The following is a 15,483-nucleotide window of genomic DNA, read 5'->3' as shown; positions in this document are numbered from 1 at the left end:
GGCAGCGGCGGGGCCGCGTGATGTCCGGGATACCCCGCCGCGCCTGGTCGGAGGGCTTCCGCCGGGGCCGCATCTCGCCACACGTGTTCGTCGTCGCCGAGAACGCGGCGAAAGAGGTCGACCATGTGGTGGCCGGCCGCTCCGCCTGCCGCAGGCAACGCCGAACCGTCTGTTCGACAACGCGCACTGGGTAGCCCCGTTGCTCGACGGCGCTGTGGCGCGGCTGCTCACCTGCGGCCTGCCCCGCCTCCCCAGCGGCACCCGGGTCAACGGCCGTCGGCCGCTGCTGCTTCTCTGCCAAACCGTTGGATTGCCTTGGTGGCCGGCCCGCACCCGATGACCCCGTCTGGCAGGTCGGCCGACCCAGGTCCCTTCACCCATGAAACGCGGCAGCTTCTTCTCCTGCGAGACTGCCGCCATGCAGCAAGCCACGGGGCGCGACCCGCGCACCAAGCCGGAGGAAGCACCGTTGAATGACGACGAGCTCGCCGCCTCCTTAACGGCACACCTGGGCCGGCTCACGTTCGTGGACCGGGCGACCGACGAGGTCACCACGCTCCTCGTCGACGCGGTCGCCGCTTGGGGCGAGGCCCAGGGCTTCCGGGTGTACCGACGCGCCGCGAGTGTCGTCCCGCTGCCCGCCCCGTACCAGAACCGGCACTCGGTCGTGGATGTCGCCTTCGCGCGTCCCGCCGGTCGTCCCGTCGTGATCGAGGTGGACCGCACGGATCGCCGGCGCACGGTGGAGAAGCTCCTCGCCGAGGCCGACGCCGGCCGGGTCGCGCTCTGGGTGCGCTGGGGGCCGGGGCTGTTCGCCGCACCGCCCGCGCCCATCCACCTGGTCACCTGCGAGGTCGCCGTGCGCCACCACCGGCACTCGCGACTGCCGAGCCGCCCAGCGCCGCACCACTCAGCGCCGGCCAGCACGGCCGTCGAGCCGGTCGAGCTGCCGCTCACCGCAGATTGACCGCATGAGCCGGCGCGAGGTGATTCGTAACCGTCAGCTCCCGGCCGGAGAACTCTGGGCACACCTCCGCCTCCTCGGCGCCGAGCAACGCGTGACGTACCGCCACGAGTAAGCCGAGTTGAATCTCGGTTAGGACCGGACCGTAGCCGGAGTCGTCGGTCCCTCTCCCAGGAACGGGCTGAGGGTCCCGCTCCACGACACGTAAATGACCGGTAGGCGCGCGTCACGTGCCCTTGAGGTGCGAGGACAGGATCAGCGCCGTGGAGACCGCCAGCTCACGGTCGAGCAACTCGTCTCGGGGAACGAACACCATGGCTCGTCCCTCACCGAGGACCACGTCCTCCTGCCGAGCCCTGGTGGTGCCGGAGAACACGTGGACCGTCACCGTGTGCGGGAAGCCGGCCTCGTACGGACGCGGACCGCGCCACAGCGGGTGCAGCTCGCCCGCCGTCAGACCCGTCTCTTCCCGCAGTTCCCGGCGGGCTGCCTCCTCGGGCGACTCGCCGGGCTCGACATGGCCGCCTGGCAAGCTCCACTGGTTCGGCGAGGCGGCCGCGTTTCCATCGCGGTGCTGCAGCAGCACCGCGCCGGAGGAATCGACGAGCAGCACGAGTGCGATGTCATAGGTGGCCATTGCGAGATCGTGCCATGCCCGAGACCGGTGACAGGACCGCTCAGATTGACCAGCGCGACCATCTACGCTGGGGCCGTGATCAACAACGAGGCGTCGGGCGATGCCGTGGCCACCGACCGGGCCGCGATCGCGGACATCGTACGGACCTTCTTCGCCGCCTTCACCTCGGGTGCGGACAGCAGCGCCAGACTCGACGCGCTCCGGCAGGTGTTCCTGCCCGAGGCGGTGATCATCGCGACCTGTGGTCGCGAGCCCGCCGTCTACGGCGTCGAGAGTTTCATCGTGCCGAGGCAGGCGTTGCTGTCCGGCGGCACCCTGGTCGACTTTCGTGAGTGGGAACTGTCGGGGCGCACCGAGGTGTTCGGCGACATCGCTCACCACTTCTGCAGCTACGCCAAGACCGGTGTGCAGGACGGGGCACCTTTCACCGCCCGGGGAATGAAGACGCTGCAGTTCGTCCGGACGTCCGCCGGGTGGCGGATCAGCGCCGTGGCGTGGGACGACGAGAGAGACGGCCTGGTGATCGAATCGGGTCAGTAGTGCTTCGACCGGGCCGTATTGTCGGAGTGGCACTGTTACGGTCGGGGGTGTGCCCGCCGACGAACTCCGGCAACGCGTCGGATCGGCCCGGGTGGCCCGGCTGGCCACTGTCGGGACCGACAGCCGCCCGCACCTGGTGCCGGTGTCCTTCGTCCTGCTCGGCGACGTCGTCTACCACGCGGTCGACGAGAAGCCCAAGCGCCACCGGCAGCTGCGCCGTCTGGAGAACATCCGGGCGACGGGGCATGCCTGCCTGCTGGTCGACGAATACGACGAGGACTGGTCGCGGCTGTGGTGGGTCCGGCTGGACGGGCACGGCTGGCTGGTGGAGGACCAGGCGGAGGAGGCTGCGGCCCGCGCGGCGCTGGCCGACAAATATCCGCAGTACGTCCGGCGGCCACCCGCGGGGCCGGTGGTCGCGGTGCGGGTGACCCACTGGTCGGCGTGGTCCGCAGCGGATGGGGCCGAATGAGGGCCCGCGCGGGGGTGTCAGCGGGCCGGGGCGAGGGCGTCGAGCACCTCGTCGGCCCGACGCAGCGACGCCTGCGCGTCCGCACGGGGTGAGCCGATCTCCGGGTCGAAGTTGAGGTCGACGAACAGTTCGGTGATTCCCGCGTCGGCGAGCCGGCTCAGATCCGACCGGATCTGCGCGAGCGTGCCGGTGAGCGGCTCGCGTCCGGCGGGGCCCGCCGGACGTACGCGGACCGCGCCGCGGCAGACGAACCGCAAGGCGTGGGGGTCGCGCCCGGCATCCGCCGCGGCGGCCTTGACCGTCGCGACCGCCTCGCCGATGCCCGTCAGGTCCTCCTGGCTGCCGCTGACCCAGCCGTCGGCGAGCCGGCCCGCCCGGTGCAGCGCCGCGGGCGCCTGGCCGCCGAGCAGGATCGGCGGGTGTGGCCGCTGTACCGGCTTCGGCTCCAGACGCGTCGGCGGTATCTGGTAGAACTCGCCGCGGTGCTCGGCGACGTCGTTCTGCCAGAGGGTGCGAAGGACGGTGAGGAATTCCTCAGCGCGGTGGCCTCGCCGGTGCTTGCTCACGCCGGTCGCCTGGTATTCCTCGTCGGCCCAGCCGAGTCCGAGTCCGATGTCGAGCCGTCCGCCGGCGAGGATGTCGAGGGTGGCGGCCTGCTTGGCCAGCACCACCGGGGAGATGAAGGGCATGTTGAGCACCGCGACGCCGAGCCGGATCCGCGTGGTGTGGGCCGCCAGGAACGCGAGCGTGGTCAGCGGGTCGTGGACGCTGTGGTAGGCCTCGCTCCAGCCAAGGTCGGCGGGCACCAGGAGACGCTGGAACGTCCACAGCGAGTGGTAGCCGAGCTGTTCGGCGCGGCGGGCGACGTGGATCATGTTTTCTGGTGTGGCCCACGAGCCGGACACGGGCGGGGCGAATCCAACCTCCACCCCGGCACGGTACCCAGTTTCTGTCCGGGACAGGTGGAGGATGGCGTCATGCGACTGTCCGACCGTGTCCTGGTCCATCAGGTTCACCCGGCCAAGATCTCGGCGGACGTGACCGCGAGCCTGATCTCGAATCTCCTGCTCTGGCGCTCGCACCCGAAGGCGGCAGCCGCCGTCCGCGTCGGGCTCCCGGTCGCGGGTTCGGTGGCGGTGCTGCGCCTGGCGGATCTCGACGCACTCGCGCGCACCCGGCGGGGACGGTGGGTGCGGGCGCACATGCCAGCGTCCGCTCAGGCGGTGCGGCTCGCGGGTGACGCGGTGATGGCCGTCGGCGCCCGCCGGCGCAGCGCGGCGTTGCTCGTCGTGGGCGCGGTGGTGATCACGGCTGGCTGGGTACACCCGTGGTGGGCTCGGACGGGTACGCGCCTTTGACCCATGCGGTCTGGCCCACCGGAGAGCCGGTCGTGCGGGGTTGACGCCCGCCATCATGTTCCCCGCCTGGTAGGGCGTGTCCGGGGCGGCGGGCTGCCCCGGACACCGCCCTGCGGATCAGGCCGTAGGCAGCCAGCCGAGGGTCTTCATGGTGGCGAGGCTGGTCGCCTTGAGGCCGGCGTCGGAGACGGTCCAGAGCACGCCGTCGACCACCAATGACCGGCGGATCGGCGTCAGGTCGTCGTGGCGACTCGTGTCGGGCGTGTGCGCGACCGCGCCGACCTCGGTGAACCTGCCGTCGTCGACCCGCAGTGCCAGCGCCACGTTGCTGGGCCGGCCCGGGACACCACGGCGGTCCACCACGCCAGGGATGCTCGCGGCGCTTGTGCCGTAGACGGTCAGGGGGATCACGACCAGGCGTTCGGCCGGCCAGTAGAGGAACGCGTGCGGGTCGAACTCCGCATCGGATTGCCCCTTCTTGACGTGGTACTGGGCGATCCGGGTCGGCGTGGCCGGATCCGAGACGTCGAAGAGCGAGAGTTGGGTGCCCTGGACGCGGCCCTGGTCGGAGGCCTCCTGCCCGACGCCGAGCAGCCGTCCGTCGCCGACCGGGTGCAGGTACGCCGAGTATCCGTTGATCTTCAGTTCGCCGCTCACCTTCGGTGCGGTCGGGTCACGCAGGTCGACGGTGTAGAGCGGGTCGGTCTGGCGGAAGGTGACGACGTACCCGGTGCCGCCGACGAACCGTACGGCGTGGATCCGTTCCCCGTTGCCCAGTCCGGTGACCTTGCCGACCCGGGTCAGCGTCTTGCCGTCGGCGCGCAGGACGTACACGCTGGACGTCGAGTCGGGTTTGGCGCCCCAGGTACGGCCGCTGGTGGTGGCCACTCGCAGGTGCCCGTCCCATTCCGACATGGCGTACTGGTTGATCAGCCAGCCGGGTACGGATGCGGCGGCGACGTAGCGGGGGGCTCCCGCGCCCGAGGTGTCGAACTGGTAGATCTCGGTGGTCTCGTCCTTGGGGTCGGGTGCGGCGTTGCGCGCGGTCAGCATTGGCAGCACCCGCCAGCGCTGGTCGTTGGCGACGTACAGCCGGGGTCCGTTGCTGTAGACGGTGTCGCCGTCGGCGAGCACGGTGACCGGGTCGCCGGCGCCGAGCACGGCCGCACCGAGGTCGAAGCTGAGCACGGTCACCAGCGACGTGCCGGAGTAGGTGGCCGGCCGGCTCACCCGGTCGCAGCCGACCTGCCCGGTGCTGGTCCGCCCGCCGGAGGTGACCTCGTACCGGGGCAGCCAGTCGTCGATGGTGGCGTGGTCGATGATCTCGCGAGCGGCGGCGGTGCGCTGCTCGTCGGTGGCCCGTTCCTGGTACGGGAAGGTCAGCCGGGGCGCGGAGCGGACCACGACGCGGACCGTGGTGCCGACCTGGCGGGCGTCCACCAGATCGCCGTCGATCCGGTATTCGCCGATGGTCTTCGGCTGGCCGGAGAGGTCGACCATGATCACCCGAGGGCCGGCGATGTCGTCCGGCATCGGGGGGTCTGCCGGGACGACCTGGCCGCCTCCCTCACGGACGGCGGGTTTCGCGACCGCGGCCCACCCCTCCGGGAGCAGCACAAGCGCCCGGTCGCCCTGTAGCAGCAGGCTGTCTGCGGCACCGAACCCAGCGGGTGCCAGTTTCAGTTTCCCGGTCAGCCGGCGGGTGGCCGGGTCGATCACGTGCAGGGTTCCTCGGCTGACGGTGACGATCCGCTTGCCGTCGGTCTTGACCAGGTCGGGTTCGTCGACACCGGCCTCGTGGGTGTTGGTGCCCGAATAGCCGGAGTCGGCAGCCCCGGGCACCGCGTTCAGCGGGACTTGTGCGGTGGTCCCGGAGGCCGCATCCGCCCGCATCGCCCCGGTCTTTTCCGCCCCGCCGAAGGTACGGATGCCCCCGTTCGGCCCGAACCCCCAGGGCCCGACGTACCCCTTGGCAGCCGTCTTGAGCTGCTGCAGCGCCTCGGCGCAGGAGTCGAACGCGACGAGCCGGAAGGCGCCGGCCGGCACTGCCCGGTCACGTGGCGGCGGGGGAACCGGCTCTGCCGTGCAGCCGGTGGCCAGGGCCAGACCGGCGACAAGGGCCAGGCCCACGACTCGGGGGATGCCGATGGTGGCCGTCCGGCGGGGTACGTGGACGCTGCTACCTGTCATGCGTCCTACGACGTGTCTGCCCCTCTGTAGGTTCCTTTCCGGCCCGGTGGCAGCCACGCCGCGTGCGGCGGCGTGGCTGCCACCGGTGGATTCAGCAGCCCGGAAGCTTGAAGCTGGCGATCCGGGTCTGCCAGCCGTTGCCGGCCGGCGCGAGGGCAGCGCCCTCGACGGTGTAGTACTCGTTGACGTACCAGAAGGTGCAGTCGTCGACGGGGTCGACGTTCAACGAGGAGTAGTCGCCCCACCGCGAGTTCGGGGTTGTCTGGGCGGCGGTGCCGTTGACGATCACTCCTTCGCCGAGGGTCATCTCGCCGAGGGGGTCGCCGGCGAGGCGGCCGGTGTACCGGATGCCGGGGTACACGTCGATCGCGCTGACGACGCTGTAGCCCAGGGCGGTGTTGCCGTTCTTGTCCTGGGCGATGCTGCCCAGCCAGCGGTGGATGCCGTCGGCGGGTGCGTGGGTGCCCTGCTGGTGGACGGTGTATTCGCCGTTGACCCGGCGGATCTCGTACCAGCGGGTGCCGGCGTGCCCGGGCGTCGCCTCGACCGATTGGTTGGTGACCAGGCTTTCGTACGTGCCGTTGTTGCGGTAGGCGAGCCGCCAGATCGGCCGTTGCCGGTACGACAGCACGTCGAGGAACTGGTCAGGGTTGGTGATGCCCGGCTGGGGCAGGCAGCCGCGGGTCGGCCCGCACGGGTAGATCGAGTCGAACGCGGCGACGGGGAGTTGTGCCTTGAACGCGATGGACGCAGTGGGTCTCGCGGTCCACTTGACGTCGAAGTCCCAGATGTTCAGCGCGTCGGAGGTCGCGCCGTAGGAGGCGTCGTCGTCCTGGGTGCCGACGATCGGCGCGGGCGCGTCGTTCTTGGGCTTGGTCTTGCCGTCCGCGTCGGGTGGCAGCAGGCCGTCGCCGATCAGTGACAGCGGGACCTGGCCGTCCCGCAGCACGACGCTCGCGGCCCGGGCGTTCGGGTCGCCCTCGATGAGCTTGTTGCGCTCGAGGCCGTACACGCCGATCTGGTAGATCGACGGGTCCTGGATGCCGAATTCCCGGGTGGTGATCAGGTACGAGTCGCGCCAGACGCCGTACTTCGGATAGTCGGGGAAGTTGTATCCGGTGGTGAAGGCGTACCGGTAGTAGGAGCCGGTCGGGTCACCGGTCGTGGAGACCGCGATGCAGTTGTAGAACAGGCTGAGCGGCTCGTTCGGGTAGTTCGAGCCGCGCGAGGTGAACTGGGACAGGATCCACCGGTCGGCGAACTGGTCGTAGAGGACGATCGGGTCGCCGGCGTTGTCGCTGCACTGCTCGACGGGGAAACCGGCCCACAGTGACCCGAGGCTCATCGGGCCGGCCAGGCGCGTGCCGGTCTTGGAGAACACGCCCCAGACCAGGTTGTTCATCTGGACGTAGTGGTTGGGTCCGACGTCGCCGACCGGGTCCGGCGGGTTGACGCGGCGGCCGGTGACGGTGAAGTTGTCCTGTTGGCCGAAGCCCTCGAAGTTCGCGATGGTGCCGCCGATGCTCTGCGGCACGGTGGCGTCGCGCAGCGCCGCGTCGGCGGAGTGGCCGCGGCCGGTGGCGGTTCGGCCTCGTTCGGGGCGGATCTCGTCCGAGCTCGCCGTCGTCGCCGGGGCGGCGGCGGTGGACCTGGACTGGCGGGCGATCTCGCTGACCGGCCGCGAGATGTCGTACGCGGCGGCTTGGCTGAACGTGCCCTCGAAGCGCGGCTGGGCGGGTGCTGCGGGAGCCTTGACTGCGGGCACGAGGACGGTGGCGAGAATGGCGCCTACGGCGACCAGCCGCAGGCTACGGATCGGTGCGCGACGTTGCGGACCTCCGTGCATGTTCCCTCCCATTGGTTCGGACGAATGTTTGTCGATCTTACGGATGGTGGCCTCGCGGCGGGTCGGGCATACGGTTCATCCACAGTGGCGGATGGCCGAAGGGCGCACACTGCCGGCCACCCGGACCACTTTCGTTGTGACCGAAGGAAAGTTCGATCGCTTCGGATGAAAGCTATAGACATGTGGACATGTCTTTTGTAGCGTCGGCCAGGTGAAGAGTGTTTCGTCGGGGTTAACCGCCGGGTCGGCGGCCCCTCGGCGGTGACACCAGACGGCTGTTGGCAGCCGGCCAACACCTGACCTGCCACCTGTCCCCTACCTCAGCCCTCCGCCCGTCCCCGAACGCCACTGCGACGCCATCAGCAACCCGGCCGGCGCCGCGACAGCCGCGTGCCCAGCGACGGGCAACTCAGCCGTGCCCACATGTCCACCACAAGGAGCAGTTGGCCGTACCCCTCGACCTGCCCCGACCGGTCCCCAGCACAAGGAGAGGCAGATGATGAGACAACTCGCGCTCGCTGTAGCGAGTCTGACGACCGTGGCGCTCGTCGCCACCCCCACCGTCGCGATGGCTGCGCCCGGCACGTCCGGTGCGCCGCCGGAGAGCGACTTCCAGAAGGTGACTCTCAACGACAACCCGGGCGAGCCGATGGACCTCGCGGTGCTGCCCGACAGCCGGGTGCTGCACGTGACCCGCGCGGGTGAGGTCTGGCTGCACGACCCCACCAGCGGCCGCAACACGATCGCCGCGACCCTGGACGTCTACCGGCACGACGAGGAGGGCCTGCAGAACGTCGCGATCGACCCGAACTTCGGCAAGGGCGGCAACAACTGGGTCTACCTGTACTACTCCCCGCCGATGAACACCCCGGTCGACGACCCGTCGACCCCGGACGTCAACGAGGGCGACGCCCCGGCCTGGGGCACCGCCGCGGACTTCGCGAAGTTCAAGGGCGCGATCCGGCTGTCCCGGTTCCGGCTGGTCAAGGACAAGCTGGACCTGTCCACCGAGCAGCAGATCATCGACGTGCCGGTCGACCGGGGCATCTGCTGTCACGTCGGCGGCGACATCGTCTTCGACGCCAAGGGCAACCTGTACCTGTCCACCGGTGACGACACCAACCCGTTCGAGTCCGGCGGTTACGCGCCGATCGACGAGCGTGCGGGCCGCAACCCGGCGTATGACGCGCAGCGCACCGCGGCCAACACGAACGACCTGCGCGGCAAGATCCTGCGTATCAAGGTAGGCGCGAACGGCGGGTACAGCATCCCGGACGGCAACCTGTTCCCGGAGGGCACGGCCGGTACCCGGCCGGAGATCTACCTGATGGGTCTGCGCAACCCGTTCCGGATCGAACTGAACCGGCAGACCGGTGACCTGTACGTCGGCGACTACTCGCCGGACGCGGGCGAGGCGGATCCGGCGCGCGGGCCGGCCGGGCAGGGCAAGTGGTTCGCCGCCCGCGAGGCGGGCAATTACGGGTGGCCGTACTGCGCCACCGCGCGGCTGCCGTACGTGGACTACGACTTCGCCACCGGCCGGTCCGGGGCGGCGTTCAACTGTGCCGCGCCGGTCAACGAGTCGCCGCACAACACCGGGCTGCGGCAGCTACCGCCGGTGCAACAGCCGGACGTCTGGTACGGCTACGGCCCGTCGGCGCAGTTCCCCGAGCTGGGCACCGGTGGCATCGGTCCGATGGCCGGGCCGGCGTACCACTTCACCTTCCCGTCGACGCAGGGACGCGCGCCGGTGGCGTGGCCGGCGTACTACGACGGCATGCCGCTGTTCCACGAGTGGACCCGGGATTACGTGAAGGGCTTCCGGCTCAACTCCGGCGGTGAGCTGGCCGGGATCGAGCCGGTGCTGCCGTCGTTCATCTTCGACAACCCGATGGACCTGGAGTTCGGCCCGGACGGCGCGCTCTACGTGCTCGAGTACGGCGACGGCTTCTTCAGCGAGAACCCGGACGCGCAGCTGGCCCGGATCGACTACACCGGCTGGAAGGGCAACCACAGCCCGGTGCCGCAGGTCTCGGCCACGCCGACCAACGGGGTCGCCCCGCTGACCGTCACGTTCTCCAGCGAGGACACCACGGACTACGACGGCGACCGGCTGGCGTACGCGTGGGACTTCGACAACGACGGCAAGGTCGACTCGCGCACGGCGAACCCGACGTTCACGTACCGGAAGAACGGCCTCTACGACGCCACGCTGAAGGTGAGCGACCCGGGCGGCCTGTCGGCCTCCGCGTCGGTCCGGATCGTCGTCGGCAACGCCGCGCCGGTGGTGGAGCTGGTCAAGCCGGTCGAGGGCCAACCGTTCAAGTTCGGCGACACCGTGCAGTTCGAGGTGCGGGTGACCGACGACCAGCCGGTGGACTGCGCCCGCGTCAGCGTCACCTACATCCTCGGCCACGACCAGCACGGGCACCCGCAGACCACCGCCAACGGCTGCACCGGGTCGATCCAGACGACGGTGCCGTCCGGCCACGACCCGGCGCACGACAACCTGACCGCCGTGTTCGTGGCGTCATACACCGACGCCGGCGGTGACGGCCTGCCGTCCCTGTCCGGCAGCGACCAGGTCGTCCTGACGCCGACCGCATAGTCCTGGAAGAGGAGAAACCATGTGTTACGGATACGACGGGACGGCCGCGCTGCGGCAGTCCGTTGTTGACCGGCGCAGCCTGCTGCGCGGCTCGTTGGCCGCTCTCGCTGGCGTCGGGCTCGCGTCGTCCGGTCTCGGCGCGGTGGCCGCGTCGGCCACCACGAACACCACGGGACGCACGCAGGTGCCGCCGGGCCTGATCAGCATCCAGCTGTGGACGGTGCGCGACGCGCTGTGGGGTGCGCCCGGGTACGACGCGACCCTCACCCACCTGGCCCGGCTCGGGTATCCGCGGGTGGAGCTGGCGCTCGGCTACTTCGGTCGTAGTGCCGCCCAGCTGCGTCAGTTCCTGGACGGCATCGGCATCCGGGGCAGTTCCAGCCATGACGGGATCGCCGGCAGCGCCGCCGAGCTGGAGCAGAAGATCCAGAACGCGGTCACGCTGGGCCAGCAGTTCATGGTGGTGCCGTACCTGTACTCCGAGCGCGCGGACGACTGGAAGCGCTGGGCGGAGCAGATGAACACCGAAGCCGCCGCGGCGCGGGCGGCCGGTCTGCGGTACGGCTACCACAATCACGCCCACGAGTTCACCATCGACCTCGGCGGCGGCAAGCGCCCGTGGGACGTGCTGACCGCGGAGCTCGACCCGAACCTCGTGCACCTGGAGGTCGACATCTACTGGGCGGTCACCGGCGGCATCAACTCCGGTGACGGCGTCGCCGATCCGGAGGGCTTCACGCTGGACGTGATCCGCTCGGCGCCGCAGCGGGTCCTGCAGTTCCACGTGAAGGACCGGGACGCCTCCACCGGCGACATGGCCGACCTGGGCACCGGGATGATCGATTTTGCGCGGATCTTCCGGGAGCACTCGGTGCTGGAGTACATCGTCGAGAACGACACCCCGGATGTGACGCCGCAGCGGACTGCCGAGGTCGGCTACCGCTACCTGCGCAAGCTGCGGTTCTGAGCAGCCGCGGAATGCGGCGCTGACGGGCACCAGGGCCGGCCACCGGTACGCGGGAGCGCGCTTCCTGCCGACCCGCCGGAATGGCCGGCCCTGGTGCCCCACCGCCGCCATTGTGCGAACCGTCAGCGACCCACCGGAACACATATTCGACAAGGCCAGCTCCCTCCGTCGAGGGAGCAATTAGTCGTGGAAAGGAAAGCACCGACGGCTGGCCGCCATTCCCGCCGTCACGGGGCGTTGACCAGCAACGATTCAGCACCACTCGAAATGAGGGCACCGCCAGGATATTGACCCATCGAAATTGATCTCGTAGTGTGCAGGGAACGTGAAAGCGCTTTCCTACCCCCGTCGCCCGTTGAGGAGCGCGTGTATGAGACGCCAACGCACGCTAATTTTCGCCCTGCTCGCGGCTGTCACCCTCCTGTTGTCGAGCACGCCCGCGACCGCCGCCGAATCCACCACCGCCGACAATTTCCGGGTCCTGGTCTTCTCCAAGGTCACGAACTTCTACCACGACTCCATCCCGGCCGGCGTGGCCGCCGTCGAACAGCTCGGCGACCAGTACGGCTTCGCCGTCGAGGCCACCACCGACGCGGCCGCGTTCACCGACGCCAACCTGGCCCGGTTCGACGCCCTCGTGTTCAACAACACCAACTCCACCCCGGCCTCCGGCGACCTGCTCAACGCCGACCAGCGGGCCGCGCTGCAGCGGTTCGTCCGCGACGGCGGCGGCTGGGTCGGCCTGCACGCCGCCTCGGCGAGCGAGCGGGACTGGGGCTGGTACGAGGGACTGGTCGGGGCCATCTTCGAGAACCACCCGGACTTCTCCCGCACCGGCGGCACCTTCCCCGGCCGGATCAAGGTCCTCGACCACGCCCACCCCTCCACCAAGGGCCTGCCGGAGCTGTGGGAGCGCAGCGAGGAGTGGTACAACTGGCGGACCAACCCCACCGGCAAGGTCCACACCCTGGCCCAGATCAAGGTGCGCGACGGCATCTCCGGGCTGAACGAGGGCGTCGACCATCCGTACTCGTGGTGCCAGAACTACGACGGCGGCCGGTCCTGGTTCACCGCCGGCGGACACAGCTCCTCCTCGTTCCAGGAGCCGGCGTTCCTGCAGCACCTGCTCGGTGGCATCCGGTGGGCGGCGGGCGCCGCCCCCGGTGACTGCGGCGCCACCAGGACCACCAACTTCGAGCGGATCCCCCTGGTCAACCAGAACCTGTCCGACCCGTTCGAACTGGCCGTGGCGCCGGACCGCCGGGTCTTCTACATCGAGCGCACCGGCGCGCTGAAGGTCGTCAACCAGGACACCCTCGCCGTCACCACCCTGCTGGACTTCGCCTACACGCCGGAGCAGACCAGCCAGTCCGACGGCCTGCTCGGCATGACGCTGGACCGGCACTTCGACCAGAACAACTGGATCTACCTGCTCTGGTCCGACCGGGTGGAGAAGCAGCTGAACATGTCCCGGTTCACCGTCAACGGCGACAGCGTCAGCCTCGACTCGGAGAAGCGGCTGCTCACGATCCCCACCTGGCGCGGTGAGGCGCGGGCCAACTCCCACATGGGCGGCTCGGTGACGATGGACCAGCAGGGCAACCTGTACGCCGCCATCGGCGACAACACCGACCCGTTCGAGTCCAGCGGCTTCACCCCCGTCGACGAGCGGGCCGGTCGCCGCGCGTACGACGCGCAGGGCACCGCCGGCAACACCAACGACCTGCGCGGCAAGGTCCTGCGGATCAAGCCCCTGCCCACCGGCGGGTACGCGATCCCGGACGGCAACCTGTTCGCCCCGGGCACGCCTGGGACCAGGCCCGAGATCTACGCGATGGGCCTGCGGAACCCGTTCAGGATCACCGTCGACTCGAAGTCCAACGCGCTGCTGGTGGCCGACTACGGCCCCGACGCCCGGTCGGCCAACCCGAACCGCGGCCCGGAAGGGACCGTCGAGTTCAACCGGATCACCAGCGCCGGCAACTACGGCTGGCCCTACTGCATCGGCAACAACATCCCGTTCAACGACTACGACTTCGCCACCGGCACCTCCGGGCCGAAGTTCGACTGCGCCGCGCCGGTCAACGACTCCCCCAACAACACCGGCCTGACCAACCTGCCCGCGGCCAAGCCCGCCCTGGTCTGGTACGCCTACTCGGCCTCCCCGCAGTTCCCCGAACTCGGCACCGGCGGCGGCGGCCCGATGAGCGGCCCCGTCTACGACTACGACCCGTCAAACAAGAGGCTGACCAAGTTCCCGCAGTACTTCGACGGCAAGTGGATCGTCTACGAGCTGACCCGCAAGTGGTTCAAGACGCTGTCGGTCCACCAGACCGCGCAGACCTTCAGCGATCCCCGCTTCGACCCCACCAACGTCGGTGACCTGCAGTCCATCAACGGGATCTTCGCCAACATGTCGTGGATCCAGCCGTTCGAGGCGGAGTTCGGGCCGGACGGCTCCCTCTACGTCATCGACTTCGGCGAGGGCAGCGGCAGCGGTCGCGGCGGCAGCAACAAGGGCGCCGGCATCTACCGCATCGACTACGTCGCCAACAGCCGGCCGCCGGTGGCCAAACTGAGCGTCGACACCGACAGCGGACCCGCGCCGCTGACCGTCGCCTTCTCCAGCGCCGGCTCCGCCGGGCCGGACGGCACCACCATCCAGTACGCCTGGGACTTCGACGGCAACGGCAGCGTCGACTCCACCGCCGCCAACCCCAGCCACACCTACAGCACGCCGGGGCGCTACACCGCCCGGCTCACCGTCACCGCCACCAACGGGCAGAAGGCCGTCGCCGTACAGGAGATCACCGCCGGCAACACGCGCCCGACGGTGACCCTCAGCGTCCCCGACGGCGCCTTCTTCGACTTCGGTGACCGCATCCCGTACACCGTGACGGTCACCGACCCGGAGGAGAACAGCATCGACTGTTCGAAGGTGGTCGTACAGACCCAGCTCGGCCACGACTCGCACACCCACCCGCTGGACAACTACATCGGATGCACCGGCGTCGCGGCCACCGAGAGCAACGGCGGTGACGGGCACGGCCCGGGACAGAACCTCTACACCGTGCTCACCGCCCAGTACACCGACGGCGGGGCGGCCGGCGCACCTGAGCTGGTCGGCTCGACCCGGGCGGAGCTGCAGACCAAACGCAAGGAGGCCGAGCACTTCGACGGCCAGAGCGGCATCCAGGTGATCGACCGGGCCACCGCGAGCGCCGGCAAGCGCATCGGTGACATCGACAACGGCGAGTGGATCAACTTCGGCCCGGCCAACCTCCGCAACATCGACTCGGTCACCCTCGGGGTCGCCTCCGGCAGCAGCGGCGGCGACATCGAGATCAGGGCCGACTCCCCCACCGGCGAACTCCTCGGTCGGGCCACCATCGGCAGCACCGGCGGCTGGGACAACCTCGTCTCACCCACCGTCGAGCTGACCGATCCGGGCCGTACCACCACGCTCTACCTGGTCTTCGTCAACCCGAACCAGACCGGCGGCACGCCCGACCTGATGGCGCTGGACTGGCTGCGCTTCAACGGCGCCGGCGTACGCGAACAGACCGACGCCACGGTCTCGGCCTCGGCCACCCCCGCCACCGGCACCGCGCCACTGGCGGTCGCGTTCACCGGGACCGGCTCGCCGGCGGCTGGGCGCACCATCACCGACTACGCGTGGGACTTCGGCGACAACACGGCCGCCGTGCACGGCGCGTCCGCCAGTCACACGTACGCCCGCAAGGGCACCTACACCGCACAGCTGACCGTCACCGACAGCCTCGGGGCAACCATGTCCTCGACCGTGGTCGTGACGGTGCGCTGAGCGCCCGGAGCGGTGGCGGGGTGGGACGGCACCCCGCCACCACCGCTCCAGCCCAACCCCACATGCCTCATCTTTGGG

General features: G+C 70.0%; 12 protein-coding genes. 8 read left to right on the top strand and 4 right to left on the bottom strand.

Annotated features, from left to right (window positions below; all coding sequences use genetic code 11):
* Positions 1 to 194: hypothetical protein (locus ONA70_RS13305; RefSeq protein ID WP_265006716.1), on the top strand; the 194-nt coding region annotated here is incomplete at its 5' end.
* Between the two features lie 224 nt (positions 195 to 418).
* Entirely contained in the window at positions 419 to 967 is a 549-nt protein-coding gene (locus ONA70_RS13300; protein ID WP_265006715.1) for a hypothetical protein, read from the top strand.
* Positions 968 to 1,190: 223 nt separating this feature from the next.
* Here ONA70_RS13300 and ONA70_RS13295 read toward each other — a convergent pair whose 3' ends face one another.
* Positions 1,191 to 1,601 carry an NUDIX hydrolase gene (locus tag ONA70_RS13295; RefSeq protein ID WP_265006714.1) on the bottom strand — a complete coding sequence of 137 codons (411 nt, stop codon included), beginning with the start codon at positions 1,599 to 1,601 and terminating at the stop codon, positions 1,191 to 1,193.
* Positions 1,602 to 1,676: 75 nt separating this feature from the next.
* On the opposite strand from ONA70_RS13295, the gene ONA70_RS13290 reads away from it, so the two are divergent.
* Positions 1,677 to 2,141 (top strand): nuclear transport factor 2 family protein, encoded by a 465-nt coding sequence (locus ONA70_RS13290; protein WP_265006713.1) that lies wholly within the window; start codon positions 1,677 to 1,679, stop codon positions 2,139 to 2,141.
* Positions 2,142 to 2,190: 49 nt separating this feature from the next.
* Positions 2,191 to 2,613 (top strand): TIGR03668 family PPOX class F420-dependent oxidoreductase, encoded by a 423-nt coding sequence (locus ONA70_RS13285; protein ID WP_265006712.1) that lies wholly within the window; start codon positions 2,191 to 2,193, stop codon positions 2,611 to 2,613.
* Between the two features lie 17 nt (positions 2,614 to 2,630).
* Here the strand turns inward: ONA70_RS13285 and ONA70_RS13280 are convergent, their stop codons facing one another.
* Complete coding sequence (locus ONA70_RS13280) at positions 2,631 to 3,518, bottom strand: TIGR03619 family F420-dependent LLM class oxidoreductase (RefSeq protein WP_265006717.1); 888 nt, start codon at positions 3,516 to 3,518, stop codon at positions 2,631 to 2,633.
* Positions 3,519 to 3,590: 72 nt separating this feature from the next.
* Between ONA70_RS13280 and ONA70_RS13275 the strand changes: the two genes are divergently transcribed.
* A complete protein-coding gene (locus ONA70_RS13275) occupies positions 3,591 to 3,971 on the top strand; it encodes a hypothetical protein (RefSeq protein WP_265006711.1) in 381 nt (126 codons plus the stop codon).
* Between the two features lie 117 nt (positions 3,972 to 4,088).
* Here ONA70_RS13275 and ONA70_RS13270 read toward each other — a convergent pair whose 3' ends face one another.
* On the bottom strand, positions 4,089 to 6,161 hold the full coding sequence (locus ONA70_RS13270; RefSeq protein WP_265006710.1) for a beta-propeller domain-containing protein: 2,073 nt from the start codon (positions 6,159 to 6,161) through the stop codon (positions 4,089 to 4,091).
* Positions 6,162 to 6,252: 91 nt separating this feature from the next.
* Entirely contained in the window at positions 6,253 to 8,007 is a 1,755-nt protein-coding gene (locus tag ONA70_RS13265) for a hypothetical protein (protein WP_265006709.1), read from the bottom strand.
* A gap of 496 nt (positions 8,008 to 8,503) precedes the next feature.
* Between ONA70_RS13265 and ONA70_RS13260 the strand changes: the two genes are divergently transcribed.
* From ONA70_RS13260 to ONA70_RS13250, 3 genes are all read left to right on the top strand, one after another.
* Positions 8,504 to 10,615, top strand: a complete 2,112-nt coding sequence (locus ONA70_RS13260; protein ID WP_265006708.1) for a PQQ-dependent sugar dehydrogenase — start codon at positions 8,504 to 8,506, stop codon at positions 10,613 to 10,615.
* Between the two features lie 19 nt (positions 10,616 to 10,634).
* A complete protein-coding gene (locus ONA70_RS13255; protein WP_265006707.1) occupies positions 10,635 to 11,582 on the top strand; it encodes a sugar phosphate isomerase/epimerase family protein in 948 nt (315 codons plus the stop codon).
* 370 nt (positions 11,583 to 11,952) lie between these two features.
* A complete protein-coding gene (locus ONA70_RS13250) occupies positions 11,953 to 15,405 on the top strand; it encodes a ThuA domain-containing protein (RefSeq protein ID WP_265006706.1) in 3,453 nt (1,150 codons plus the stop codon).
* The last annotated feature ends 78 nt before the right edge of the window (positions 15,406 to 15,483 follow it).

Source organism: Micromonospora yasonensis (genome assembly GCF_026013475.1).
GTDB classification, from domain to species: Bacteria; Actinomycetota; Actinomycetes; order Mycobacteriales; family Micromonosporaceae; genus Micromonospora; species Micromonospora yasonensis.
The sequence above is the reverse complement of the archived record's forward strand: the minus strand, read 5'-3'. Positions and strand labels throughout refer to the sequence as shown.

What these genes read in the sequence shown, in the direction of transcription:
- ONA70_RS13300 (WP_265006715.1), top strand. Translation starts at nt 419, where the DNA reads ATGCAGCAAGCCACGGGGCGCGACCCGCGCACCAAGCCGGAGGAAGCA.
- ONA70_RS13295 (WP_265006714.1), bottom strand. Translation starts at nt 1,601, where the DNA reads ATGGCCACCTATGACATCGCACTCGTGCTGCTCGTCGATTCCTCCGGC.
- ONA70_RS13275 (WP_265006711.1), top strand. Translation starts at nt 3,591, where the DNA reads ATGCGACTGTCCGACCGTGTCCTGGTCCATCAGGTTCACCCGGCCAAG.
- ONA70_RS13270 (WP_265006710.1), bottom strand. Translation starts at nt 6,161, where the DNA reads ATGACAGGTAGCAGCGTCCACGTACCCCGCCGGACGGCCACCATCGGC.
- ONA70_RS13265 (WP_265006709.1), bottom strand. Translation starts at nt 8,007, where the DNA reads ATGCACGGAGGTCCGCAACGTCGCGCACCGATCCGTAGCCTGCGGCTG.
- ONA70_RS13260 (WP_265006708.1), top strand. Translation starts at nt 8,504, where the DNA reads ATGATGAGACAACTCGCGCTCGCTGTAGCGAGTCTGACGACCGTGGCG.
- ONA70_RS13255 (WP_265006707.1), top strand. Translation starts at nt 10,635, where the DNA reads ATGTGTTACGGATACGACGGGACGGCCGCGCTGCGGCAGTCCGTTGTT.
- ONA70_RS13250 (WP_265006706.1), top strand. Translation starts at nt 11,953, where the DNA reads ATGAGACGCCAACGCACGCTAATTTTCGCCCTGCTCGCGGCTGTCACC.